Below are 22,815 nucleotides of genomic sequence, written 5' to 3' on the forward strand. Positions count from 1 at the left end.
ATGCCGGTTCAGTAACTCGATCATGTCCGACGGCGGGACGCCGAGGATCGCGCAGGTCAGGTCGTCGTCCAGGCTGGCCACCAGGCCGGCGATGAGTCCGCCGAGTGAGATGCTGTTCAGGCCGATGCGCGCACCCGGTTGCTCGGACCGAATCCAGGCCATCACCCGGCGGATGTCCCACACCGACTGTGCGGTGGCGTGCACGTCGTCCATGATGTTCTCCCCGGGGAACACCGCCCCCTTGGGCAGGCCCCGGGAGCGTGGCCCGTGCATCGGTAGCACCGGCAGCACGATGTTGAGTCCGAAGTCCTGATGCAGGTGCCGCGCCCGGAACACGGCCAGATCGAGTTCCGCGCGCCCCATCTCGGTGCCGTGCACACAGATCAGCCACGGGCGCGGCCCCGGTTGGCCCGGGTTTTCCGGGTGGCGCAGCATCAGGCCGTAGCCGCGCTGGTTGGCCGTGTAGCTCGCATACCTCTCGGCGCCGGGTTCGCCGGGATGCGGTTGATAGCCGCTGTCGAATGTCAGCCGCTCATGCGTGCGGTTGCGGCGGGTGAACGACCTGACCTCAACGTCGGTCAGCGGTGGCGGTGCTGGGAAGAAGCCCTCCGGTTTGTCCAGCCAGCCCTGTTCGCCGTAGAACTCGACCGCCTCGGTGATCTCGCGGTTGAACTCCTCGAAAGCGTGCGGGTCGCTCACCGGGCGGCGAAACAGCAGGCCGGTGAGGACCAGCTCGTCCCGTAGGGCATGGGTGGCCAACGAGAGAGTGGGCCGCGCCGTCGGCAGTTCGCTGGGGGTGCCACCGAGATACTTGCTCCAGGACCTGGCGTAGAAGCCGCCTGCCTTCACGAACGAGCCTGCCAGCGAACCCGCGATGGGTCTAACGGCGCCCGGAAGCTTGTTGATCTTCTTGGTCCCCGGCTTTTCTTGCCCAGCGGTCACAGCCCCGACCGTAGCACCAGCGAAAACAACGGTGCCCCGGAACGACGCGTCCCGGGGCACCGTTGTTTCGCGGCTTAGAAGGCTGCTTCGTCGAGCTCCATCACCTCGTTGTCGAGCGCCTCGATCACGTGGCGGGTGCCGGTGAGCAGCGGCAGGAAGTTCTTCGCGAAGAACGACGCGGCCGCCATCTTGCCCTCGTAGAAGTGGCGGTCGGCAGCCGAAGCGCCGCTGCCTGATGTCGCCGGCCCAGCGGCTCCGGCGTCGAGAGCGGCCATGGCCACCGTCGACTGACGCAACAGCAGCCAGCCCATGATCAGGTCGCCGACACTCATCAGGAAGCGCACCGAGCCCAGGCCCACCTTGTAGATGGCCTTCTGGTCCTCCTGCGCGGCCATCAGGAAGCCGGTCAGCGACGCCGCCATGCCCTGGACGTCCTCCAGTGCGGTCTTGAGCAGCGCACGCTCGGTCTTGAGCCGGCCGTTGCCCGACTCGTTCTTGACGAACTCCTCGATCTGGCCGGCCACGTGCGCCAGCGCCTGGCCCTTGTCGCGGATGATCTTCCGGAAGAAGAAGTCCTGCGCCTGGATGGCCGTGGTGCCCTCGTAGAGCGAGTCGATCTTGGCGTCGCGGATGTACTGCTCGAGCGGGTAGTCCTGCAGGAAGCCCGACCCGCCGAGGGTCTGCAGGCTCTCGGTGAGCTTGGCGTAGGCCTGCTCGGAGCCGACACCCTTGACGATCGGCAGCATCAAGTCGTTGACCTTGAACGCCAGTTCGGCGTCAACGCCATGCAGCGCCTTGGCCACCTCGGGGTCCTGATAGGTCGCGGTGAACAGATACACCGCGCGCAGACCCTCGGCGTAGGCCTTCTGGGTCATCAGGCTGCGGCGCACGTCGGGGTGGTGCGTGATGGTGACGCGTGGCGCGGTCTTGTCCATCATCTGGGTCAGATCGGCACCCTGCACACGCTGCTTGGCGTACTCCAGCGCGTTGAGGTACCCGGTGGACAAGGTGGCGATGGCCTTGGTGCCCACCATCATGCGGGCCTGCTCGATGACGTCGAACATCTGCGCGATGCCCTCGTGCACCTCGCCGACCAGCCAGCCCTTGGCCGGGATGCCGTGCTGGCCGAAGGTCAGCTCGCAGGTGGCCGAAACCTTCAGGCCCATCTTGTGCTCGACGTTGGTGACGAAGGCGCCGTTACGCTCGCCCGGCTCACCGGTCTCGGGATCGAACTGGAACTTCGGCACCATGAACAGCGACAGACCCTTGGTGCCCGGACCGGCGCCCTCGGGGCGGGCCAGCACCAGGTGCAGGATGTTCTCGAACATGTCGTCGGAGTCGGCGGAGGTGATGAACCGCTTGACACCGTCGATGTGCCAGGAGCCGTCCTCCTGCTTGACCGCCTTGGTGCGGCCGGCGCCGACGTCGGAGCCGGCGTCCGGCTCGGTCAGCACCATGGTGGAACCCCAGCCGCGCTCACAGGCCAGAACCGCCCACTTTTTCTGCTGCTCGGTGCCCAGGTGGTGCACGATCTGCGCGAAACCGGCGCCGCCGGCATACATCCACACCGCGGGGTTGGCGCCCAGAACGTGCTCGTTGCAGGCCCACATCAGGGCCTTCGGTGTCGGCATGCCGCCCAGTTCCTCGCTGAGGCCGACCTTGTCCCAGCCGCCGTCGATGTAGGCGTGGACCGAGGCCTTGAAGGACTCGGGCAGGGTCACAGTATGGGTGTTGGGATCGAACACCGGCGGGTTGCGGTCGCCCTCCACGAACGACGCGGCAACCGGGCCGGCACACAACCGGGCCGCTTCGCCGAGCATCTCGGTGGCGGTGTCGACATCGAGATCGGCGTAATCGCCCTGGCCGAGGGCCTTCTCGAGACCGAACACCTCGAAGAGGTTGAACACCTGGTCGCGGACATTGCTCTTGTAGTGGCTCACTAGTTCCTCCTCGATGAGAACGCCACTTCGCGGTTGGGTACTTAAATCAAGTTACCCACCAGTAACATGGGCTAAATTATTACATACCCGCTTCATTTTGCAAGCGGCTGTGATCCATAGCACCCAGCCCCCGCGGCTGCGCTCTTACAGCGCTAAAACGGGGCGCCGGACGACGATCTAGCGGCGACGATCTAGCGGCGACGATCTAGCGGCGAAGGATGAGCCGCGTTGAGGAGGCCGGCCAGGAATGCTGGCTGTCGCGTATTCCGCAGTGCCGTCAGTCCGCGGCGGCGGGTTGCTCCACCTGGTCGGCGACCGGCTCGGCCGTGTCGTCCGACTGGCTGCTGACCGGAGCGGACGGCTCATCCGAGTCCGGCAGTTGCGACACCAGATGCCCGGCGAGTTCGCCGATCGTCGGGTAGTCGAACACCGCGGTGGGGGTGATGTCGAACTTGCCGCCGAACTGCCCGAACAACCGGTTGCGCAGTTCCACCGCCATCAGTGAATCGGTGCCCAGATCCAGGAACCGGCTCGTGGCCGCCGGCGGCTGCGCAAGCCGCAGGAAGCCCTGCACCTCTTTCTGCAGGAACTCGGTGATGAAGTCCACCCGCTGCGCCACCGGGATCTCCTGCAGTTGCCGCAGCAATTCGCTGTCACCGGATGCTGTCCCGTCGCCGCTGGGCAGCACCGCATCGAGCATCGGCGGCCGGATGCCGCCGAGCATCTTCGCGGTGCGCTGCCAGTTGGCTTTGAGCACCGTCGCCTGACCGGTGCCGTGCCGGATGATCTCGCTGAGCGCAGCCAGCGCCGCCGTCGGCTCCAGCGGCATCATGCCCTGGGCGCTGAGGTTGGCGATCGCGGCCTGCGAGCTGGCCATGCCACCGTGGCCCCACGGACCGAAGTTGGCGGCCGTCGCCGGCAACCCGCGGGAGCGCCGATGGGCGACCAGCCCGTCGAGCAGCGCGTTCGCGCTCGCGTAGTTCGCCTGCGACGGCGAACCGAGCACGGCCGATGCCGACGAGAACACGATGAAGAACTCCAGTTCGTCGTCCATCGTCAGTCGGTGCAGGTGATGTGCGCCGAGGGCCTTGGGCCGCAACGTCGTACGGAACCGATCCAGGCTCTGCTGCCCCAGCAGCGCATCGTCGAGCACGCCGGCCAGATGCGCCACGCCGCCCAGCGGCGGCAACTCCGATCGGATCCGTCCGAGCAGCTCGGCCACCTCGGCCTCCTGGCCGACGTCGGCGGTGAAGACGTGAATCCGGCAGTGGAACCGTTCTGAGATGGCGGCGATCGCTCGCTCGGCATCGGCGTCCGGGCCACGGCGACTGGTCAGCACGATGTCGCCGGCGCCCAGCTGCGCCAGGTATCCGGCGGTGTGCAAGCCCAGTGCGCCCAGGCCGCCGGTCACCAGGTAGCTGCGGTCGGCCCGCGGCTGCAGCGGCTTGGGCATCTGCACCACGATCTTGCCGATGTGCCGCGCCTGCTGCATCCGGCGGAACGCCGTTTTGGCCTCCGTGAGCGGGTAGACCTCCGCGGGAACCGGCGCCCACTCACCGCTGGCCAAGCCGTCGGACACCTCGCACATCAGCTTCTGGATGTGGTCGGGCTCGGTCATCATCGTCACGTCCAGCGCAATGATCCCGTAGTCGATGTCCGGCCGGACGGCCGCCATCTGCTCGGCGGTCCAGATATCGCGCTTGGCGATCTCGGCGAACCGGCCGCCCTTGGCGGTGGCTCGGACCGTCGCCTCGATGAAGCCCTCGTTGGTCAGGCTGTTGAGCACCACGTCGACGCCCTCGCCGCCGGTGTCCGCGAGGATCTGGTCAGCGAAATCGGTTGTGCGCGAGTCGTAGACGTACTCCACGCCCATTCGCCGCAGCGTCGCGCGCTTGTAGGCGCTGGCGGTGGCGAACACGATCGCGCCCTGCTGGCGCGCCATCTGGATGGCCGCCAACCCGACACCGCCGCTGGCGGCGTGGATGAGCACCCGGTCGCCCTTCTTGAGCTTCGCCCAGTCGAACGAGAGCCGGACGGTCAGCGCCGCGGCCGGAATAGTCGCCGCGTCCACCGCGCCGATCCCGTCCGGCACCACGGCCAGCATCTGCTCGGGCACGTTGAGCCGGCTGGCGAACGCACCCTGCATCGAGCCGAAGACGCGTTGGCCGACCTCGAACCGGGTGACCGCCGAGCCCACCTCGGTCACGACGCCGCACAGGTCGCCGCCGATCGGGCCGGGATCTCCCGGGTAGAGCCCCAGCACGTTGAGGACATCGCGGAAGTTCAGGCCGGCCGCCTCGATGCGGACCTGCACCTCACCCAGCTCCGGCGGGGTGATCTCCTTCTCGGTAAGGCGCAGATTGTCGATCGCGCCCCGCTCGGTCGGAGCCAGCACGAAGTCGTCCGACCGCGGCATCGGCAGGTGCCCGCTACGGGCCCAGTGCAGCAGCCGCGACACCAGGAACCGGCCCTGTCGGACCGCGGTTTCGGGTTCGACCACCGGTGTGCCGAGCGCGCCGGCCAACCAGGCCGCCGACTCCTCGGCGGTGTCGAGGTCGACGAGCCGGCACCGCAGCGTGGGCTGCTCGGCGACGATGGTGCGCCCGACGCCCCACAGCGCGGCCTGCACCGGATCGACCGGTTCGCCCGGTTCGGTCGCGACCGCCCGCTCGGTGAGAATCCACAGCCCGCCCGGCAGGTTCAGCTTCTCCTGCTCCAGCGCGGTCTGCGCGGCGGCGAGCAGGCCGGCGATCCGGCCCTCCAGTCGTGCCGCGAGATCCTCGGTCGGCCCGTCCGCGTCGGACATCGCCGTACTGCGCCAGAGGATGCCGGTGACCGGCTCGCCGCGCTCGGCGGCGTCGGCAAACGCCTGCTTCCACACGTCTGCGGAACCGGCCGGGTCGACCTCGACCGCGCCGGCGATCCCGCTCGCCAGGTTGCCGAGTCCGGCGACCAGCCAGGTGCCGGCCGGTGTGGCTGCAGCGGCCTCATCGCCCGCGTCGCCGGCGACCGGGGCGGCGGCTTCGTGCCAGCCCAGGGTGTAGAGCAGCCGGTTGGTGTCGCCACCGAGGCCGCGCAGCAGAGCCTCCCGGGGGGCGCGCTTGACGGTGAACTCGGTGATGCCGCCGAGACGACGGCCGTCGCGGTCCAGGAAGTCGATGTCGAAGACCTGCGTCTCGCCCTCGACGCCGCCGGCGTGCCAGCGTGCCCGGCAGTAGAACCGCTTGGGCATCTTCTCGCGCAACTCCACCTGCCCGTAGCGCAGCGGCAGGAACAGATCCGACACCCCGTGCTCGAACGCCTGCAGGGCGGGGAAGGCCGGGAAGGCCACGCCCGTGCAGAGGTCCAGCAGCACCGGGTGGATGGGCTCGCTGCCCAAGTGCTCGGCGAGTTCGTCGCCCACTGACACGTCGCCGACGGCTTCGCAGTCACCCACCCACAGCGACTTCAGCGACGTCGACCAGGTCGGGCCCCAGGCCAGTTCCATGTCGTTGAACGTCTCGAACAGCTGCTGCGGGCTGGTGCGGCTGAGCCGCTCGATGACCTCGTCGACGGCCTCGTCCGGCTCGATCGCGTCAGTGTCGACACCGGTGGCCAGGGTGCCGTCGGCGTTCAGTGACCACTCCGCCTCGCGCTCGCCGTAGGGGCGGCTGTGCACCTGGAACTTCCAGCCGTTTCCGGCTTCCAGCGGTCGCATGGACAGCTGGACCTCACGAGAAGCCTTCTCCGGCAGGATGATCGGCTCGTAGAAGAAGACTTCCTTCACCCGGGCCGGAGCTCCGGCCGCGGCCAGCGCCATGGTGGCGTACGTCGCGCCGGGGACGACGACAGTGCCGTAGATCACGTGATGCGCCAGCCACGGCTGGGTCTTGACCGACAGCACGTTGGTGTAGACGGTGTCGCCGGAAGCGAGGTCCTTCTCGCTGCCCAGGATTCCCGACAGCCGCGCGCCGTCGCCGCTCATGCCGGAGATACCGGCCGTCTTGGGCCAGTAGCTGCGGCGCTGGAACGGATACGTCGGCAGTTCCAGCCGACGACCGGGCGAGTGCTGCCGTGCGGCGAAGTCGGGCCGGTGCCCGGTGACGTAGGCGGTGGCCAGCCCTTCGGTGATCTGGCGTTGCGCGTTGGCGCCCTTGCGCAGCGACACGATGGCGGTCGGCGTCGCCGCGGACTCCGGCCAGCATTGCAGCGCGGCGGCGGTGAGGATCGGCTGAGGGCCGATCTCCATTAGCACCGCGCATCCCAGATCGGCGACGGTGCGCACGCTCTCGGTGAACTGCACCGGCTGACGCGAGTGCTTGCGCCAGTACTGGGCGTTCAGCGGTGTGTCGGCCGTGAGCGCAGCGCCGGTCCGGTTGCACACCAGCGGCAGCGTCGGCGCGGCATAGCTGAACTGTGTTGCGAACGACTCGAATTCGTCGAGAACCGGTTCCAGCAGCTCGGAATGGAAGGCATGGCTGGTCTCCAACCAGGTGCACCGGGTGCCGTCCTGGCTGCAGGCGGCGACGATCTGCTCCAGATCCTCACCGGGACCGGACAACACGGTGTTGCGGCCGTTGTACGCGCCGACCGACACCCGTGGGAAGGCCTCCCCGGCGCGCTCCACGTACTCCGGGTCGGCGAAAACCGCGACCATCCGGCCGCCCGCGGGCAGGCTGCCGAACAACCGGCCGCGCTCGGCGATCAACCGGGCGCCGTCCTCCAGGCTGAACACCCCGGCCATGCAGGCCGCGGCGTACTGACCCACGCTGTGGCCCAGGACCACGTCGGGTTCGATGCCCCACGACTGCCACAACCGGGCCAGGCCCATCTCGACGGCGAAGATCGCGGGCTGGGCGAACGAGGTGTGCCGCAAGGTTTCCGCGGCTTCCCGGTCGCTGGACAGCAGCACGTCGAGCAGCGGGCGCGGCAACATCGGGTCGACAGCCTCGGCGCAGCGGCGCACCGTCTCGGCGAAAACCGGCTCGCTGTCGAACAATTCGCGTGCCATACCGGGGTACTGGCAGCCCTGTCCGGCGAAGAACCAGGCGGTCGTCGGGCGGTCGGCGCATTCGCCCCGGAACACCCCGGGGCGCTGCCGGTTGGCCACCAGATCCTCCAGCGCCAGTTTCGCCTCGTGCAGGGAATTGGCCACCACGGCCGCCCGGTGCTCGAAGTGCGAACGTCCCACCCCGGCGTTGAAGCACACCTCGCTGATCGAGGCCTCGGGATGTTCGTCCAGCCAGCCGAGGTAACGGTGCGCCAGCGCTGTCAGGCCCTGTGCTGACCGCGCGGACAGCGGCAGCACGCCCCACGGCTCGCGCGGAAGCTCTTGGGACACGGCATTTTCATGAGGCACAGTGCTGTCGGTGGTGTCGTCGGTCGGGTTGTCCTCGATGTCGTCGGCGCCCGGATGCTGCGGCGCCTCCTCCAGCAGCACATGGGCGTTGGTGCCGGTGAAGCCGAACGAGCTGACACCGGCCCGCCGGGTGCGGCCGTTGGTGTACCACGGGGTCGGTTTCTCCACGACCTGCACCGGCAGGGTTTCCCACGGGATGTGCGGGTTCGGGTTCTGGAAGTGCAGGGTCTGCGGCAGCAGTTCGTTCTGCATCGACAGCACGACCTTGATCAGACCGGCGACGCCCGCCGCGGACTCCAGGTGGCCGATGTTGGTCTTGGCCGTTCCCATCAGCAGCGGCCGGTTCGGGTCGCGGCCGGCGCCGTAGACCGCCGCTGCCGCCTGCACCTCGATCGGGTCACCCAGCGGGGTGCCGGTGCCGTGCGCCTCCAGGTAGTCGACATCCCCGCCGGTGAGACCGGCGCGGGTCAGCGCCGCGGCGATCAGCCGCTGCTGGGCGCCGCCATTGGGCACGGTCAAGCCGCTGGAGGCGCCGTCCTGGTTCACCGCGCTGCTGCGGATCACCGCGCAGATCCGGTCGCCGTCACGCTGGGCGTCGCGCAGGCGCTTGAGCACCAGCACACCGCAGCCCTCGCTGCGCACGTAGCCGTCGGCGGCGGCGTCGAACGTCTTGCACCGGCCGTCGGGCGCCAGCATCCGGGCGCGGGAGGCGGCGACGGTCGACGCCGGGCTGAGCAGAATGTTGACCCCACCCGCCAGCGCCATGTCGCAGTCGCCGGAGTGCAGCGCCTGACTGGCCTGATGAACGGCCACCAGAGACGAACTGCACGCGGTGTCCATCGCCACCGCCGGCCCTTCCAGGCCGAGGGTGAAGGCGACCCGCCCGGCGATGGCGTTGAGCGCGTTGCCGGTGATGAAATGCGGTTCCAGGTTCTCCATCGAACCGTTGGACAACAGGTAGGAGTACTCGTTGGCCGCCACCCCGACGAACACGCCGGTGCGGCTGCCGCGCAGCGAGGCGGGGGAGTACCCGGCTCGTTCGATTCCCTCCCAGGCGATTTCGAGCATCAGGCGCTGCTGGGGATCCATCCAGACGGCCTCACGCGGGGAGATGCCGAAGAACTCCGGATCGAAGCCGTCGACGCTGTCGAGGTAGCCGCCGCTGCGGGTGTAGATCTTGCCCGGCGTCTGCTGGTCGGGGTCGTAGAACTCGTCGATGTCGAAGCGGTCCTCGGGGATCTCGCGGATGGCGTCCACCCCGCCCGCCAGCACCTGCCAGTAGGCATCGGGATCGGTGGCGCCCGGGAAGCGGCACGCCACCGCGATGATGGCGATCGGCTCGTCGGCCGCCGCCGTCGCCAGCGACACCGGTTGGGCGGCCTTCTTGGTGCCCGCCCGTTCGGTGAGGTTCAGCACGTCGCCCAACAGATAGTCGGCCACGTCGGACAGCCGCGGGTAATCCATGGCCAGGGTGGCCGGCAATTCCTTGCCGACTGCCTGCTCCAGTTGGCGCCGCAGCTCCACGGCCATCAGCGAATCCATGCCGAGGTCGAAGAAGCCGGCCTCTTCGCGGATCTCGGCGACGTCGGTGCGGGTCACCTGGGCGACGGCGTTGCGCAGGTAGTCCAGCAGCAGCTTGCGACGCTGCTGTATCGGCGCCGCGGTCAGCTGGTCCACCAGCGCGGTGCTGCCCGACTCCGACCCGGTCGCCGGTGTGGCGCCCGGCGCCTCGGCGGCGACCTCGTTGAGCAGCGCCCGACGGCCGGCCTGCAGGTAGATCGGCAGGAAGCGGGCCCAGTCGATGCGGGCCACCACCGCCTCCGGTGTGCCGGGGCTGGCCATGACGTCGGCCATCCCGGCGAGTGCGTCGGCCGGCGGCAGGGTGTGCACCCCGCGCCGCTCCAGCTGCGCGCGGGCTTGCGCGTCGGCCATGCCGGCTGCCCACGGGCCGAAGTTGACGCTCATCGCGGGCAGGCCCTGCTGCCGCAGCCGCCAGGTCAGCCCGTCGAGGAAGGCGTTGGCCGCGCTGTAGGCGCTCTGGCCGTAGCTGCCCCACACCGAGGAGATCGAGGAGGTGGTCAAGAAGAAGTCCAGCTTCAGATCTGCAGCTGCTGCGCTCAGATGCTCACCCAGATACCAAGCACCCCAGACCTTTCCGGCGAACACCCGGTCCAGCTCATCGCTGTCGAGGGCACTCAGCGGGGTGGTGCTGTTCTCGCCGGCGGCGTGGATGACACCGGCCAGCGGCGGGAGATCGGCCTGCACGCCGGCCAGCACCCGGGCGACGTCGTGCGGGTTGGACACGTCGGCCGCCAGCACGCGGACTTCGCAGTCGTACTGCTCGCGCAGTGCGTCGATGCGCGCGCTTGCGCTCTCGCCCGGCGCGCGCCGGCCGGTCAGCACCAGGTTCCGGGCGCCGTGCGCGGCTAGGAAGCCGGCGATTTCCAGGCCTAAGGAACCTAGTCCACCGGTCACCAGATATGTTGCGTCGGAACGCAATTCCAGCTCGGTTGGGTTGGGCTGCCCGGTACGGCGGACCAGACGCGGCACAGAGACGCCATCGGCGCGCAGCGCGAACTGATCCTCCCCGGGTGCGGCGGTGGCGATCTGGCCGATCAGCCGGGACCAGTCGTCGGCGCCTGCCGGCAGGTCGGCAAGGCCGCCCCACACCTGCGGGTACTCCAGCGCCGCGACGCGGCCGAATCCCCACAGGACGGTCTGTTCCGGTGACACCGTGTCGGAGTCGGTGACGTGTTGGGCGCCGCGGGTCACCACCCAGATGGGCGCGCGCAGTTCGGCGGCGGCCGCGGCGCGGAACAGCCGCTGCGTGCCACCCAGAACGCGGTGCTGCATCCGCAGCAGCGACCGCATTGACGGCGCTCCGTCACGATCAAGTGCGGCGACATGCAGGATGCGCAGGCCTGGGTCCTCGTCCGCCGCGGCGCGCAGTTCGGCGGCCAGGATTTCCTCGTCGGCGTCGGACGTCGGCAACCCGAGCACACGATGCCGGTGGCCCACCGCGGTGAGTGCGTCCACCAACGGGGCGGTGACGTCGGCGAGGCTCTCGGTGCTGTCGGCGACGATCAGCCAAGTCGCGTCGTCGCGGGTGGCGCCGCCGGACGTCGCCTTCTCCCAGCGGATCTCGTAGCGGGCATCGGCGATTGACTGCGCACCGCGCTGCCGATTGTGTTGCGCGGCCAGCTTGGTCAGAACCTCGGCGGTCGTCTGGCCGTCGGTCGACCCGCCGAGCAGTGCGATCAGCTCGTCGATACGGCCGTCTTCGAGCAGTTGGACGGCTTCGGTGCGCGCGGCCGTGTCCTGAGTCGCCGACTGGACGGCAGCCGGGCTCTTCTTGTCGGTGAACCAGTACTCGCGATGCTCGAACGGGTAGAGCGGCAGGTCGACCTTACGTGCGGGTTCGCGCAGCAGAGCGCCGAAGACGGGCAGATGCCCGACGGCGTACGCGGCGGCCAGCGCTTCGGCGATCTGACGGTGGTCGGCGCTGTTCTTGCGCAGCGACGCGATGGCCTTCGGGGCCTTCGCCGAATCCGGCCAGGCCCGCAGCGCCGCGGCGGTGAGCACCGGCTGCGGACCCACCTCGATCAGCAGCGAGCAGCCCAACTCGGCGAGCGTGGCCACACCCTTGGCGAACTCGACCGGCTGGCGGGAATGGCGCCGCCAGTAGGCGCCGTCCAGCTTGGCGTTGCGCCCGAGGGCGGCGCCGGTGCGATTGCACACCAGAATCCGCTGCGGCGCAGCGAATTCGAATCCTCCTGCGTAGGCCTCGAACTCGTCGAGGGCCGGATCGAGCAGCGCGGAGTGGAACGCGTGGCTGGTGTCCAACCAGTCGCAGCGCACACCGTCGGCACTCAGACGGGCGACCGCCTGCTCCAGGTCGACGGCCGGCCCCGACAGCACCGTGTTGGCGCCGTTGTAGGCGGCCACCGACAGGCCGGGGAACTCGTCGGTGAAACGCTCGACCCGGTCGGGGTCGGCGAAGATCGCGGCCATCCGGCCGCCGGCGGGCAGATCGCCGAAGAGGCGGCCGCGCTCGGCCAGCAACCGGGCGCCGTCTTCGAGGCTGAACACCCCGGCGACACATGCCGCCGCGTACTGGCCGACGCTGTGTCCGAGGACCACGTCGGGTTCGAAACCCCACGACTGCCACAGCCGGGCCAGCCCCATCTCCACGGCGAAGATCGCGGCCTGCGCATGCCGGGTCTGCTGCAGCGTCGCCGAGCTGTCGGCGTCGGCGGCGAAAATCACTTCCAGCAAAGGCTTTTCGATGATCCCGGTGACCGCCGCGGCGCACCGGTTCATGGTCTCGGCGAACACCGGCTCGCAGTCGAACAGTTCGTGGGCCATGCCCGCGTACTGACTGCCCTGCCCGGGGAACAGCCACACGGTCTTCGGGGTGTCGGCGGTGTCGCCGCGCACCAGACCCGGTGCCGGACGGTCGTCGGCCAGCGCGCCGAGCAGATCGCGCGCGGAGTCCAGCGAGTTGACCACCAACGCGGCCCGGTGCTCCAGGTGAGCGCGGCCGACACCGGCGGTCAGGCACACGTCGGCCAGGGTGGCTTCGGGATGCTCGGTCAGCCAGGTGTGGTAGTTCTGCGCGACGGTGACCAGAGCGGCCGGGGTGCGAGCGGACAACGGCAGCACCATGAACCGGCGGTCGTCGGCCGGCTCGGCGGAGACGACGGTGACCGGTGCGGTCTGCGGGGCCTCCTCGAGGATGACGTGCGCATTGGTGCCGGAGAACCCGAATGAGCTCACCCCGGCGATACGCGGCCGGTCGCCGCGCGGCCAGGCGCGGCCCTCGTCGACCACCTTGACCGGGATCCGGTCCCACGGGATGTGCGGGGACGGGGTGCGGAAGTTCAGGTGCTTGGGCAGCTCCTGGTGCTCCAGCGCCAGGACGACCTTGAGCACGCCGGCGACGCCGGCGGCGGCTTCCAGGTGACCGATGTTGGTCTTGGCCGATCCGATCAGTAGCGGCTGGTCGGCCTCGCGCCCCTGGCCGAGTGCCGCGGCGGCCGCCCTGACCTCGATCGGATCGCCGAGCGAGGTTCCGGTGCCGTGCGCCTCCAGGTAGTCGATATCGCGTGGGGTCAGGCCGGCGCGCTCCAGCGCCTCGCCGATGACCCGCTGCTGGGCCACCCCGTTGGGCACGGTCAGACCGCCCGACGCACCGTCCTGGTTGACGGCGCTGCCGCGGATCACGGCCCGGATCTGGTCGCCGTCGCGCACGGCGTCCTCGAGACGTTTGATGGCGATGACGCCACACCCCTCGCCGCGGACGTAACCGTCGGCGGCGGCGTCGAAGGTCTTGCAGCGGCCGTCGGCCGCCAGCATCCGCGACTGCGAGAAGGTGATCATGGTTGCCGGGCTGAGCAGCACGTTCGCCCCGCCGGCCAGCGCCAGGTCGCACTCGCCCAGCTGCAGTGCCTGGCAGGCCTGATGGATCGCCACCAGCGACGAGCTGCACGCGGTGTCGACGGTGACCGCGGGCCCGCGCAGGCCCAGCCGGTAGCTGATCCGGCCCGCCCCGGCCGCCGACGAGGTGCCGATCGCCAGATAGGCCTCGATCTCCGGGTAGGTCAGTTCATTGGACGCCATGCCCAGGTAATCGTGGGTGGACAAACCGACGAACACCCCGGTGCGGGTGTTGGCCAGTGCGGTCGGCGCGATGCCGGCATGTTCGACGGCCCGCCACGAGGTCTCCAGCAGCAGCCGGTGCTGAGGGTCCAGGAAGCCGGCCTCGCGCGCCGACACCCCGAAGAACGGCGCGTCGAATCCGGTGACGTCGTCGACGAAGCCGGCCCGGCGGGTGACGACCTTGCCGGGGGCACCCGGGTCCGGGTCGAAGAACTCATCGACGTCCCAGCGATCCGCCGGGACCTCCGCGATCCCGTCGCGCCCGGCGTGCAGCAGCTCCCAGTACGCATCCGCGTCGGCGGCACCGGGAAGACGGGCGGCGTAACCGATGATCGCGAAACGAGACGGCTGATCCGTCGCAGGGTCGATCGGCTGGTCGGTGACTGACATGAGGTTGCGCTCCCCGCCTCGGCCGCTGCGGCCGGTGGAATTGTGATGTCATCGGGAGAACACGTCCCGCCAGGAAGAACTCCCCAAACGCCGACGGCCCCAGCACTCGGCCGGGCTCGAACTCCCGGCGGCCAGTATTGCATGAGCGCCGGTGACACGCCCAAGCCGTTGGAGGCCACCCGTCGCAGGTCGGGCGAGGCTTACCCGCGACGACGATGACCACCTCAGCAACGGAGGCTATGTTGGTTTCGCCACGGGTGTTGCAGGCTCCGCATACCCGGCCGGCCGGAATCGGGAGGAAGCTTTGCAGGTCGGTAAATTGATGATCGGCACCATCGACGATTGGTCGCCGAGCCCCGGTGTCTTGACCTCGTGGCATCCGACGGCGGCGGTGATGGAAAAGGCCCGGCAGGCGCCCGTCAGCCCGGTGCCGGTCAGTTATATGCAGACGCAACATATTCGCGGTATCCATGAGCAGACTGCAGCCGGTTTGGACTATTCGCGGCAGATCATCGCCACCTGCCAGGTGGCCGGCCGATGCGATATCGCCGCGATGAACCAGGCGATCAACGCCTATCTGCGCCGCCATGACACCTACCGCAGCTGGTTCGAATACGCCGGTGACGGTGTCGCTGTCCGGCGCACGCTGACCGACCCCGACCACATCGAGCTCGAACCGGTCAACCACGGCGAGATGACGGCCGAGGACGCGCGCAAACACATCGTCGACATCCCCACTCCGCTGGAGTGGGGCTGCTTCTCCTTCGGAATCGTCCAGAGCGAGGACCATTTCGATTTCTACGCCGCCGTCGACCATGTCCACGGGGACGCCGCACTGATCGGCATCACCATGCTCGAAGCCCACGGCATGTACACCTCGTTACTGGCCACCGGGCAGCCGCTGACCCTGCCGCCCGCCGGCAGCTTCGACGAATTCTGTCTGCAGGAACGTGAATTCATGACCGAGCTCACCGTCGACTCTCCCGAGGTCCGGGCGTGGGTGGAGTTCGCTGAGAACGCCGGCGGCACGCTGCCGGAATTCCCGCTGCCGCTGGGCAATCCGCTGGAACCCACCGTCGCCGACATGGTCACCGAAGTCCTGATGGACCCCGATCAGAGCGATCGTTTCGATGCGGCCTGCACGGCGGCCGGCGCCCGGTTCGTCGGCGGCATGTTCGCCTGCACCGCCCGCGTGGAGCACGAATTCACCGGTGGCGCAACTTATTACGGGCTCACCCCGCGCGACACCCGCCGCTCCTCGGAAGGTTTCTCCACCCAGGGCTGGTTCACCGGGCTGGTTCCGATCACGGTTCCGATCGCCGCAACCTCGTTCGGTGAGGCGGCCTGGTCGGCGCAGGAGTCCTTCGACACCAGCCTCAACCTGTCGCGGGTGCCCTACGACCGGGTGCGGGAATTGGCGCCCTGGCTGGAGAAGGGCCGCCCGAACTTCCCGGTGTCGAACTTCTTCCACGGCGGCGCCGCGCCGCTCAATGCGGTGCTGGCCGCGATCGATATGGGGTACTCGAACAACATCGGGATCTATTCTGACGGACGGTTCTCGTACCAGCTGACGATCTACATCTTGCGGCTCAACATCGGCACCGCGATGTCGGTGTTGTTCCCCGACAACCCGATCGCCCGGAAATCGGTGGCCCGCTACATGGCCGCGATGAAGACCGTGTGCGGGCAGGTCGCCGACAGCGGGGACTGGGGGCGAGTGATCTAGGCCGGTGGTCTAGCCACGACGGTGTCATGACGAAGCGGGAACCAGGGGTGCGGGCGATATGCGACGGCTAGCCGGATTTGTGGTGCGGTGGCCGTTCGCGGTCATCGCGCTCTGGGTGGCGATGGCGGTTGCGCTTCCGCTGTCGCTGCCGACCCTCACCGAGATGTCCCAGAAGAACCCGCTGTCCATGCTGCCCGCGAATGCGCCGTCCAGTGTGGCCGCCCAGGAGATGACGAAGTCGTTCCAGGAGGCCGGCACCGACGACCTGCTCCTGGTGGTCCTGACCGACGAGAGCGGGCTCGGTGCCGCTCACGAAGCCACCTACCGCAAGCTGGTCGAAGCGCTGCGCCGCAACCAGGGCGACATCGTGATGCTGCAGGACTTCATCGGAACGCCCTCTCTGCGTTCCTTTTTGACGAGCAAGGACAAGAAGTCGTGGGTGCTGCCCATCGGTCTTGAGGGTGCGCTGGGAACACCGCAGTCCTACGCCGCGTTCACGCGGGTGTCCGAGATCGTCCGGGAGAACACCGCCGGCGGCCCACTGGAGGTGCACCTGGCCGGCCCGGCGGCCACCGTCGCCGACCTCACCGTGGCGGGCCAGCGCGACCGCATGCCGATCGAGATCGCGATCGCCAGCCTGGTGTTGCTCGTTCTGCTGGTGGTCTACCGCAACCCCATCGCCATGCTCATTCCGTTGATCGGGATCGGGATGGCGCTGGTGGTCGCGCAGGCGGGCGTCGCCGGTCTCTCGGAGTTCACCGGACTGGGGGTGTCCAACCAGGCCATCATCCTGCTCAGCGCGATGATCGCCGGCGCCGGCACCGATTACGCGGTGTTCCTGATCAGCCGCTATCACGACTACGTGCGCCGTGGTGAGGCCTCCGACGACGCGGTGCGGCTGGCGTTGGGGTCGGTGGGCAAGGTGATCACCGCCTCGGCCGCCACCATCGGGGTGACCTTCCTGGCCATCAGCTTCGCGAAGATGGGAGTGTTCTCCACCGTCGGGGTGTCGTCGGCCGTCGGTGTCGCCACGGCCTTCCTGGCGGCGGTCACCCTACTGCCGGCCATCCTCGTCGTCGTCGGGCGGCGCGGCTGGATCACGCCGCGGCGGGAGATGACCGCCCGGTTCTGGCGCCGGTCGGGCGTGCGCATCGTGCGACGGCCGGGGCGCTACCTGGTGGCCAGCGCACTCGTGCTGGCCCTGCTCGCCGCCAGCGCCGCTTTCGGCCGGTACAACTACGACGACCGCAAGGCGGTGCCGCCGTCGGATCCCAGTTCGGTGGCCTATGCGGCGCTGGAACGTCATTTCGAGCTCAACCAGTTCGTACCCTCCTACGTCCTGATCCAGTCACCGCACAATCTGCGCACCCCGCGGGCGCTGGCCGACCTGGAGCAGATGGCCTCCCGGATCGGCCAGCTGCCCGACATCGCGATGGTCAACGGCATCACCCGGCCGCTGGGCGAGGTGCCCAAAGAGTTCCGGGCCACCTATCAGGCCGGCCTGGTCGGTGACCGGCTCGGCTCCGGGTCGGCGCTGATCGGCGACAACATGGCCGACCTCAACCGGCTCGCCACCGGGGCGGACACGCTGGCCACCGGGCTCAACGACGTCCGCGGGCAGGTCGACGACGTCACCGCCCGGATCGAGTCGATGATCGAGGCGTTCGCGGCCATCCGCCTCGAGTACGGCGGCGACAAGCTGGTGCGCAACGTCGAAGTCGCGGCTCAGCTGGTGCAGGCCGTCAACGAGGTCGGCACCTCGATGGGCATCACCGTCGCCAACGCCCGCAATCTGACCGGTTGGGTGGGGCCGGTGCTGCTGGCGCTGCACGGCAACGTGGTCTGTGACCTCAACCCGTCCTGTGCGCAGACGCGCGGCACTTTCCAGCGCATCGTCGACGCCCGCAACAACGGCAGTCTGGACCGGATCAACGACCTGGCCGGGCAGCTGGCCGATATGCAGGACAAGCAGTCGCTGGCGTCAGCGCTGACCCAGATGGGCAACGCCTACAAAGACCTCACGACGTTCATGCGCTCGATGGGCCTGGACTCGCCCGCGGGCGTGGACACCACGTTGACCGACGTGCGGTCCCAGGCCGACAGCGCTGCCAGCGGCAGCCGGCAGGTGGCGGACGGGGTGGATCAGGTCGTCGGCCAGATCGACGTCATGCGCGGCGGGCTGGACCAGGCGTCGGCGTTCCTGCTTTCGATGCAGCAGAACGCCTCCGGTCCGTCGATGGCGGGCTTCAACATCCCGCCGGAGGTGCTCGAACTGGAGGAATTCCAGACCGCGGCCAAGATGTTCATCTCGCCCGACGGGCGTTCCGCGCGGTATCTGGTCTTCACCAAACTCGACCCGCTGAGCCCCGCGGCGATGGATCAGGTGAGCAGCATCCTCGACACCGCCCGCGCCGCGCAGCCGAACACCACGCTGGCCGACGCCACGGTGTCGATGGGCGGTTATCCCGTGGCGCTGAAGGACACCCGCGACTACTTCGCGAAGGACGTCCGGTTCATCGTCGCCGCCACGATCATCGTGGTGCTGCTGACCTTGATGCTGCTGCTGCGCGCGATCATCGCTCCGCTGTACCTGGTTGGTTCGGTGGTGGTCTCCTACTTCGCCGCGCTCGGGATCGGTGTGCTGCTCTTCCAGCATGTGCTGGGCCAGCCGTTGCACTGGACGGTGCCGCCGTTGGCGTTCGTCGTGCTCGTCGCCGTGGGTGCGGACTACAACCTGCTCTTCGCCTCCCGACTGCGCGACGAGTCTCCGCACGGCACCCGGTACGGCATCATCCGGACGCTGGGGTCCACCGGCGGTGTCATCACCGCGGCCGGGCTGATCTTCGCCGCTTCCATGTGGGGCCTGCTGTTCTCCAGCATTGGTACCGTGGTCCAGGGCGGCTTCGTGATTGGCGCCGGGATTCTCCTGGACACCTTCGTTGTCCGGACGGTCATGGTGCCCGCCATGGCTACCCTGGTCGGAAAGGCGAACTGGTGGCCGTCACGACTGACATCGTAGGGAAGCAGAGCATGAGGAAACTACTCGCCGCAGTGACCGCAGCGTTGGCGGTGTCCGGCGGTGTCGGGGCTGCGTTCGGGCCTGCCGTCGCAGCCGCCGACGACGGGTCGACGGGCGGGTCCTCCGGCGACGGCACAGCCGAGCCGGGGACCGGACGGCTCAAGGGGTACGGACTCGGCGGCGCGCACGTTGCCGGCATCCCCTACGACGAGTACATCCGGCGCACGGGCGCGGAATGGTTCCCCGACCTGGAACGGCAGAAAGTCGACTACCCCGCGGGGCAGATCCAGGGCCACTTCCTGGAGCAATTGCTCCCGGGTATCGGCCGCTGGGATCAGGAGAACTTCCGTCTCGGTCTGGACGGTCCGAGCATCGGGTATTCGGTCGACGAGGGTGAGAAGAACGTCATCGCGGCTGTCCGTGAGGGCGGTCCCGGGAAGGTGCTCGGCCTGTCCGAGGGAGCGCTGGTGGTGGAGGCCGTGCAGGCCCGGCTGGCGACCGATCCGAACGCCCCGTCGCCGGATACGTTGTCCTTCGCGACCTACGGTGACCCGGTCGCCCGGCATGCCTTCGGTGAAGGTTTTCTGACCATGAATTTCCCGGTGGGCAGCGTGGTTCCGGCCATGGAATATCGCATTCCGGCTCCGGTCGAGAGCCAGTACCACACCGACGTGTTCGTTTCCCCGTACGACAGCATCGCCGACTGGCCGGACCGGCAGGACAACTGGCTGGCGATGGCGAACGCGATCGCGGGTCTGGCCACCGGTCACACCGCCGTGGCATTCACCAATCCGAGCAACGTGCCGGAGCGCAACATCAGGACTGTCGTCAACTCCCGCGGCGGTACGACGACCACGTACATGATTCCGCAACAGCACCTGCCGTTGGTGATGCCGCTGAAGTACATCGGGGTTGACGAAGGCACCCTGAACCAGTTGGACGCGGTGCTGCAGCCCTATGTGGATGCCGGGTATTCCCGGAACGACAATCCCGCGACCGCGCCGATCACCGTCGACCCGGTAAACGGCTACGATCCGGCGGCCGTCACCGCGCCGGCCACCCAGGCGACCTTCGGCGGCGACGTGGGCACTGATCCCATTTCCCAGATGCTGGCCCTACTGAACAGCGGCTTCGCCGGTCCGAACTAGATTCCGACCAGGCCGAACAGGCCGATCGCGGTCAGCACGGTGCCTACCACCGCCAGCAGGGTGGCGACCTCGCGGCGGCGGCGGGCGCGGATCCAGTTGTGCAGCGACGTCATCGTCGTGAGAGTTTTCTGCGGTGCGACGAGGTAGGCGATCAGCGGGATCTCCACCAGCGCGAACGCCACCACGTTGAACACCAGCAAGGCCGACAGTTGGCTGCCGGCGGTGCCGCCGGCGGCCGCGATGAGCGCCAGCGCCGCCAGGTAGTCCACCGAGGGCAGTGCGATACCAAAGCCTGCGGCGCCCGCCACCCACAGCGACTGGCCGCCGAGCATCCTGGTCAGCCACGCCGGTGGTGTGCGGTCACGGGGCTTGGTGCCGGCCAGAACCGCCGCCGCCAGCAGCGCGAGGACGCCGATGACGATCTGCACCTTCGGCAGCGTGAAATGCGCGGACTTCGGCAGGCGCGATTCGACGACGAACAACACCACCGCACCCACCGTCAAGCCCATCAGGAAGCCGCCGCACAGGAAGGCCGCCAGTTGCAGATGCGGGCGCGGCCGGTTGAGCATGATCACCGACATGCCGATGCGGAACGGCTCCAGGCTGACGGCGACAGCCATCGCCAGCAGGGTGATCCACATCGTCGTGATACGCGGGGGTCGACTACGCGTCGAGCCGCACGAACCGCCCTTGCCGGTGTTGCTCCACGCACGCCGACCGGCGGATTTTGCCGCTGGTGGTGGTGGGGATCGCCCCGGGTTCCACCAGCACGATATCGGCGACCTGCAGCCCGTGCGCCCGCGAGATCGCTGCCACCAGATTGTTCTTCAATTGAGTCAGGTCGTCGGCGTCCTCGCGAACTTTCAGCTCCACGATGGTGACCAGGTTCTCGGTCTGCTCGCCCGGCACCGCGATCGCCGCCACCCGTCCGCGGGTGATCTGCTGAACCGTCGCCTCGATGTCCTCGGAGTAGTGGTTGCGGCCCCGAACGATCAGCATGTCCTTGATGCGCCCGACGATGAACAACTCGCCCTCGGAGACGAAACCCCGGTCCCCGGTGCGCAACCAGTTGGTCTCCGGCATGCCTGTGGGCGGATCCGCCAGCGTCGCGCCGAACGCCGAACCGGTCTGCTCGGGTTTGCGCCAGTAGCCGCCGGCCACGTTCTCGCCGTGGGTCCAGATCTCGCCGACGGTGCCGTCCGGGCACGGCTGCAGCGTGTCCGGGTCGACGATCAGCACCAGCGGCGATGTCGGCATGCCGTAGCGCAGCAGTGGCGCGCCGCCCGGGCTGCGCACCGCCACACCCTGGGTGAGCCGGTCGGCATCGAACTCGACGACGTCCGGCGCCCGGCCGTTGCTGCCGCTGGCCACATACACCGTCGCCTCGGCAAGACCGTAGGACGGCAGCACCATTCCGGGGAGGAACCCGACCGGCGCGAACCGCTCGTTGAACCGGACCAGGGTGGACGGGTGGATGCGTTCGGCTCCGTTGATGATGCCGATGACCCCGCTGAGGTCCAGGCCTTCCATCTCGACGTCGGTGGTCCGCCGCGCGGTCAGGTCGAACGCGAAGTTCGGCGCGGCCGAGAACGCCTTGTCGTGCCGTCCCATCATCTGCACCCACCGGGCGGGTCGGGACAGGAACGCCAGCGGGCTCATCAGGTCCGCCCCGCAGCCGTCGAGAATGGGCGCCGCGATCCCGAGCATCAGTCCCATGTCGTGGTAGAACGGCAGCCAGGACACCAGCTTCGCCCCCGGCGGCAGGTCGCCGCCGTAGCTGACCATGTAGTCGGCCATCAGCTGCTGGAAATTCGCCTGCAGATTGCGGTGCGAGATCATCACGCCGGCCGGTAACCGCGTCGAGCCTGAGGTGTACTGCAGATACGCGATATCGGGTCCGTCGGGGATCTCCGGATCGACCGGCCGGTCGGAATCGAGATCCATGGTGTCGACGGCGAGCACGGCGATCACAGCGGCGCCGTCGTCGACGTACTGCGCGGCCATGTCGAACACGGCGGCGGTGGTCAGCAGCACGGTCGGTGACGTGTCGGTCACCACGGCGCTCACCCGCTCGTCGTGGGAGCCGGGCACCGGCACAGCCAGCGGGACGGCGATGAACCCGGCTTGCATGGCGCCGAGGAACGCGACGATGTAGGGCAGTCCCTGCGGCGCCACGATCAGCGCGCGGTCGCCGGGTGACCCGTGCTGGCGCAGCTCGTTGGCCAGGTTCAGGGTTCGCCGGTAGAGCTGTGACCAGGTGAGACTTTCGGTGATGCCGTCCCAGTCCCGGTCGTAGTCGGTGAACGTGAAGGCGAGGTCGTCAGGCGTCAGACCAGCGCGTTCGCGCAGCACGGACAGGATCGAAACTTGAGGCACCCCGTCAGGCTACTCAACGGCCAGACCCCGCTGATCAGGTGGCTGTCGGGTGGTTGCGCCGCCCGGGACATGTGAAGATAGTCAGCGTTATGGGCAACATAGAGTTGGCCCCCGCCTCCCTGCGGGAGGCATTCAGCCATTTCCCGTCGGGGGTGATTGCCGTCGCCGCGGAGGCGGACGGGCAGCGGCTCGGTATGGCGGCCAGCACCTTCGTCCCGGTGTCGTTAGAGCCGCCCCTGGTGTCGTTCTGTGTGCGCAACGACTCGGCGACCTGGCCC

General features: G+C 68.7%; 9 protein-coding genes. 4 read left to right on the top strand and 5 right to left on the bottom strand.

Going from position 1 to position 22,815, the window contains the following annotated elements; translation table 11 throughout:
* The 3 genes from ADBZ6I_RS05710 to ADBZ6I_RS05720 form a co-directional block, all read right to left on the bottom strand.
* The coding region (locus tag ADBZ6I_RS05710) for an alpha/beta hydrolase family protein (protein ID WP_526381774.1) at positions 1-906 on the bottom strand (906 nt) is incomplete at its 3' end.
* A 110-nt stretch (positions 907-1,016) separates the two neighbouring features.
* A complete protein-coding gene (locus ADBZ6I_RS05715; protein WP_526381758.1) occupies positions 1,017-2,882 on the bottom strand; it encodes an acyl-CoA dehydrogenase C-terminal domain-containing protein in 1,866 nt (621 codons plus the stop codon).
* 277 nt (positions 2,883-3,159) lie between these two features.
* Positions 3,160-14,268 (bottom strand): type I polyketide synthase, encoded by an 11,109-nt coding sequence (locus ADBZ6I_RS05720; RefSeq protein WP_526381760.1) that lies wholly within the window; start codon positions 14,266-14,268, stop codon positions 3,160-3,162.
* 304 nt (positions 14,269-14,572) lie between these two features.
* Here ADBZ6I_RS05720 and ADBZ6I_RS05725 point away from each other — a divergent pair, with 304 nt between their 5' ends.
* Genes ADBZ6I_RS05725 through pe form a run of 3 tightly spaced genes read left to right on the top strand, consistent with a single transcriptional unit; the run spans position 14,573 to position 20,161 of the window.
* Entirely contained in the window at positions 14,573-15,994 is a 1,422-nt protein-coding gene (locus tag ADBZ6I_RS05725) for a condensation domain-containing protein (RefSeq protein WP_526381762.1), read from the top strand.
* Positions 15,995-16,052: 58 nt separating this feature from the next.
* A complete protein-coding gene (locus tag ADBZ6I_RS05730) occupies positions 16,053-19,013 on the top strand; it encodes an MMPL/RND family transporter (protein WP_526381764.1) in 2,961 nt (986 codons plus the stop codon).
* Between the two features lie 11 nt (positions 19,014-19,024).
* Positions 19,025-20,161: an acyltransferase PE gene (pe, locus tag ADBZ6I_RS05735; protein ID WP_526381766.1), complete on the top strand. Its 1,137-nt coding sequence runs from the start codon at positions 19,025-19,027 to the stop codon at positions 20,159-20,161.
* On the opposite strand, the gene ADBZ6I_RS05740 is transcribed toward pe, so the two are convergent.
* Together ADBZ6I_RS05740 and ADBZ6I_RS05745 are read right to left on the bottom strand one after the other, a co-directional pair.
* Entirely contained in the window at positions 20,158-20,802 is a 645-nt protein-coding gene (locus ADBZ6I_RS05740) for a GAP family protein (RefSeq protein ID WP_526381768.1), read from the bottom strand. The genes pe and ADBZ6I_RS05740 overlap by 4 nt on opposite strands.
* Positions 20,803-20,824: 22 nt before the next feature.
* A complete protein-coding gene (locus ADBZ6I_RS05745) occupies positions 20,825-22,537 on the bottom strand; it encodes a fatty-acid--AMP ligase (RefSeq protein ID WP_526381770.1) in 1,713 nt (570 codons plus the stop codon).
* 89 nt (positions 22,538-22,626) lie between these two features.
* On the opposite strand from ADBZ6I_RS05745, the gene ADBZ6I_RS05750 reads away from it, so the two are divergent.
* The coding region (locus tag ADBZ6I_RS05750; protein ID WP_526381772.1) for a flavin reductase family protein at positions 22,627-22,815 on the top strand (189 nt) is incomplete at its 3' end.

The organism is Mycobacterium sp. (assembly GCF_044342925.1).
In the GTDB taxonomy this organism is placed as follows: Bacteria; Actinomycetota; Actinomycetes; order Mycobacteriales; family Mycobacteriaceae; genus Mycobacterium.

Bases quoted from the DNA above. Each gene is read 5' to 3' on its own strand.
- pe (WP_526381766.1), top strand. From the start codon at position 19,025: ATGAGGAAACTACTCGCCGCAGTGACCGCAGCGTTGGCGGTGTCCGGC.
- ADBZ6I_RS05720 (WP_526381760.1), bottom strand. From the start codon at position 14,268: ATGTCAGTCACCGACCAGCCGATCGACCCTGCGACGGATCAGCCGTCT.
- ADBZ6I_RS05740 (WP_526381768.1), bottom strand. From the start codon at position 20,802: ATGTGGATCACCCTGCTGGCGATGGCTGTCGCCGTCAGCCTGGAGCCG.
- ADBZ6I_RS05730 (WP_526381764.1), top strand. From the start codon at position 16,053: ATGCGACGGCTAGCCGGATTTGTGGTGCGGTGGCCGTTCGCGGTCATC.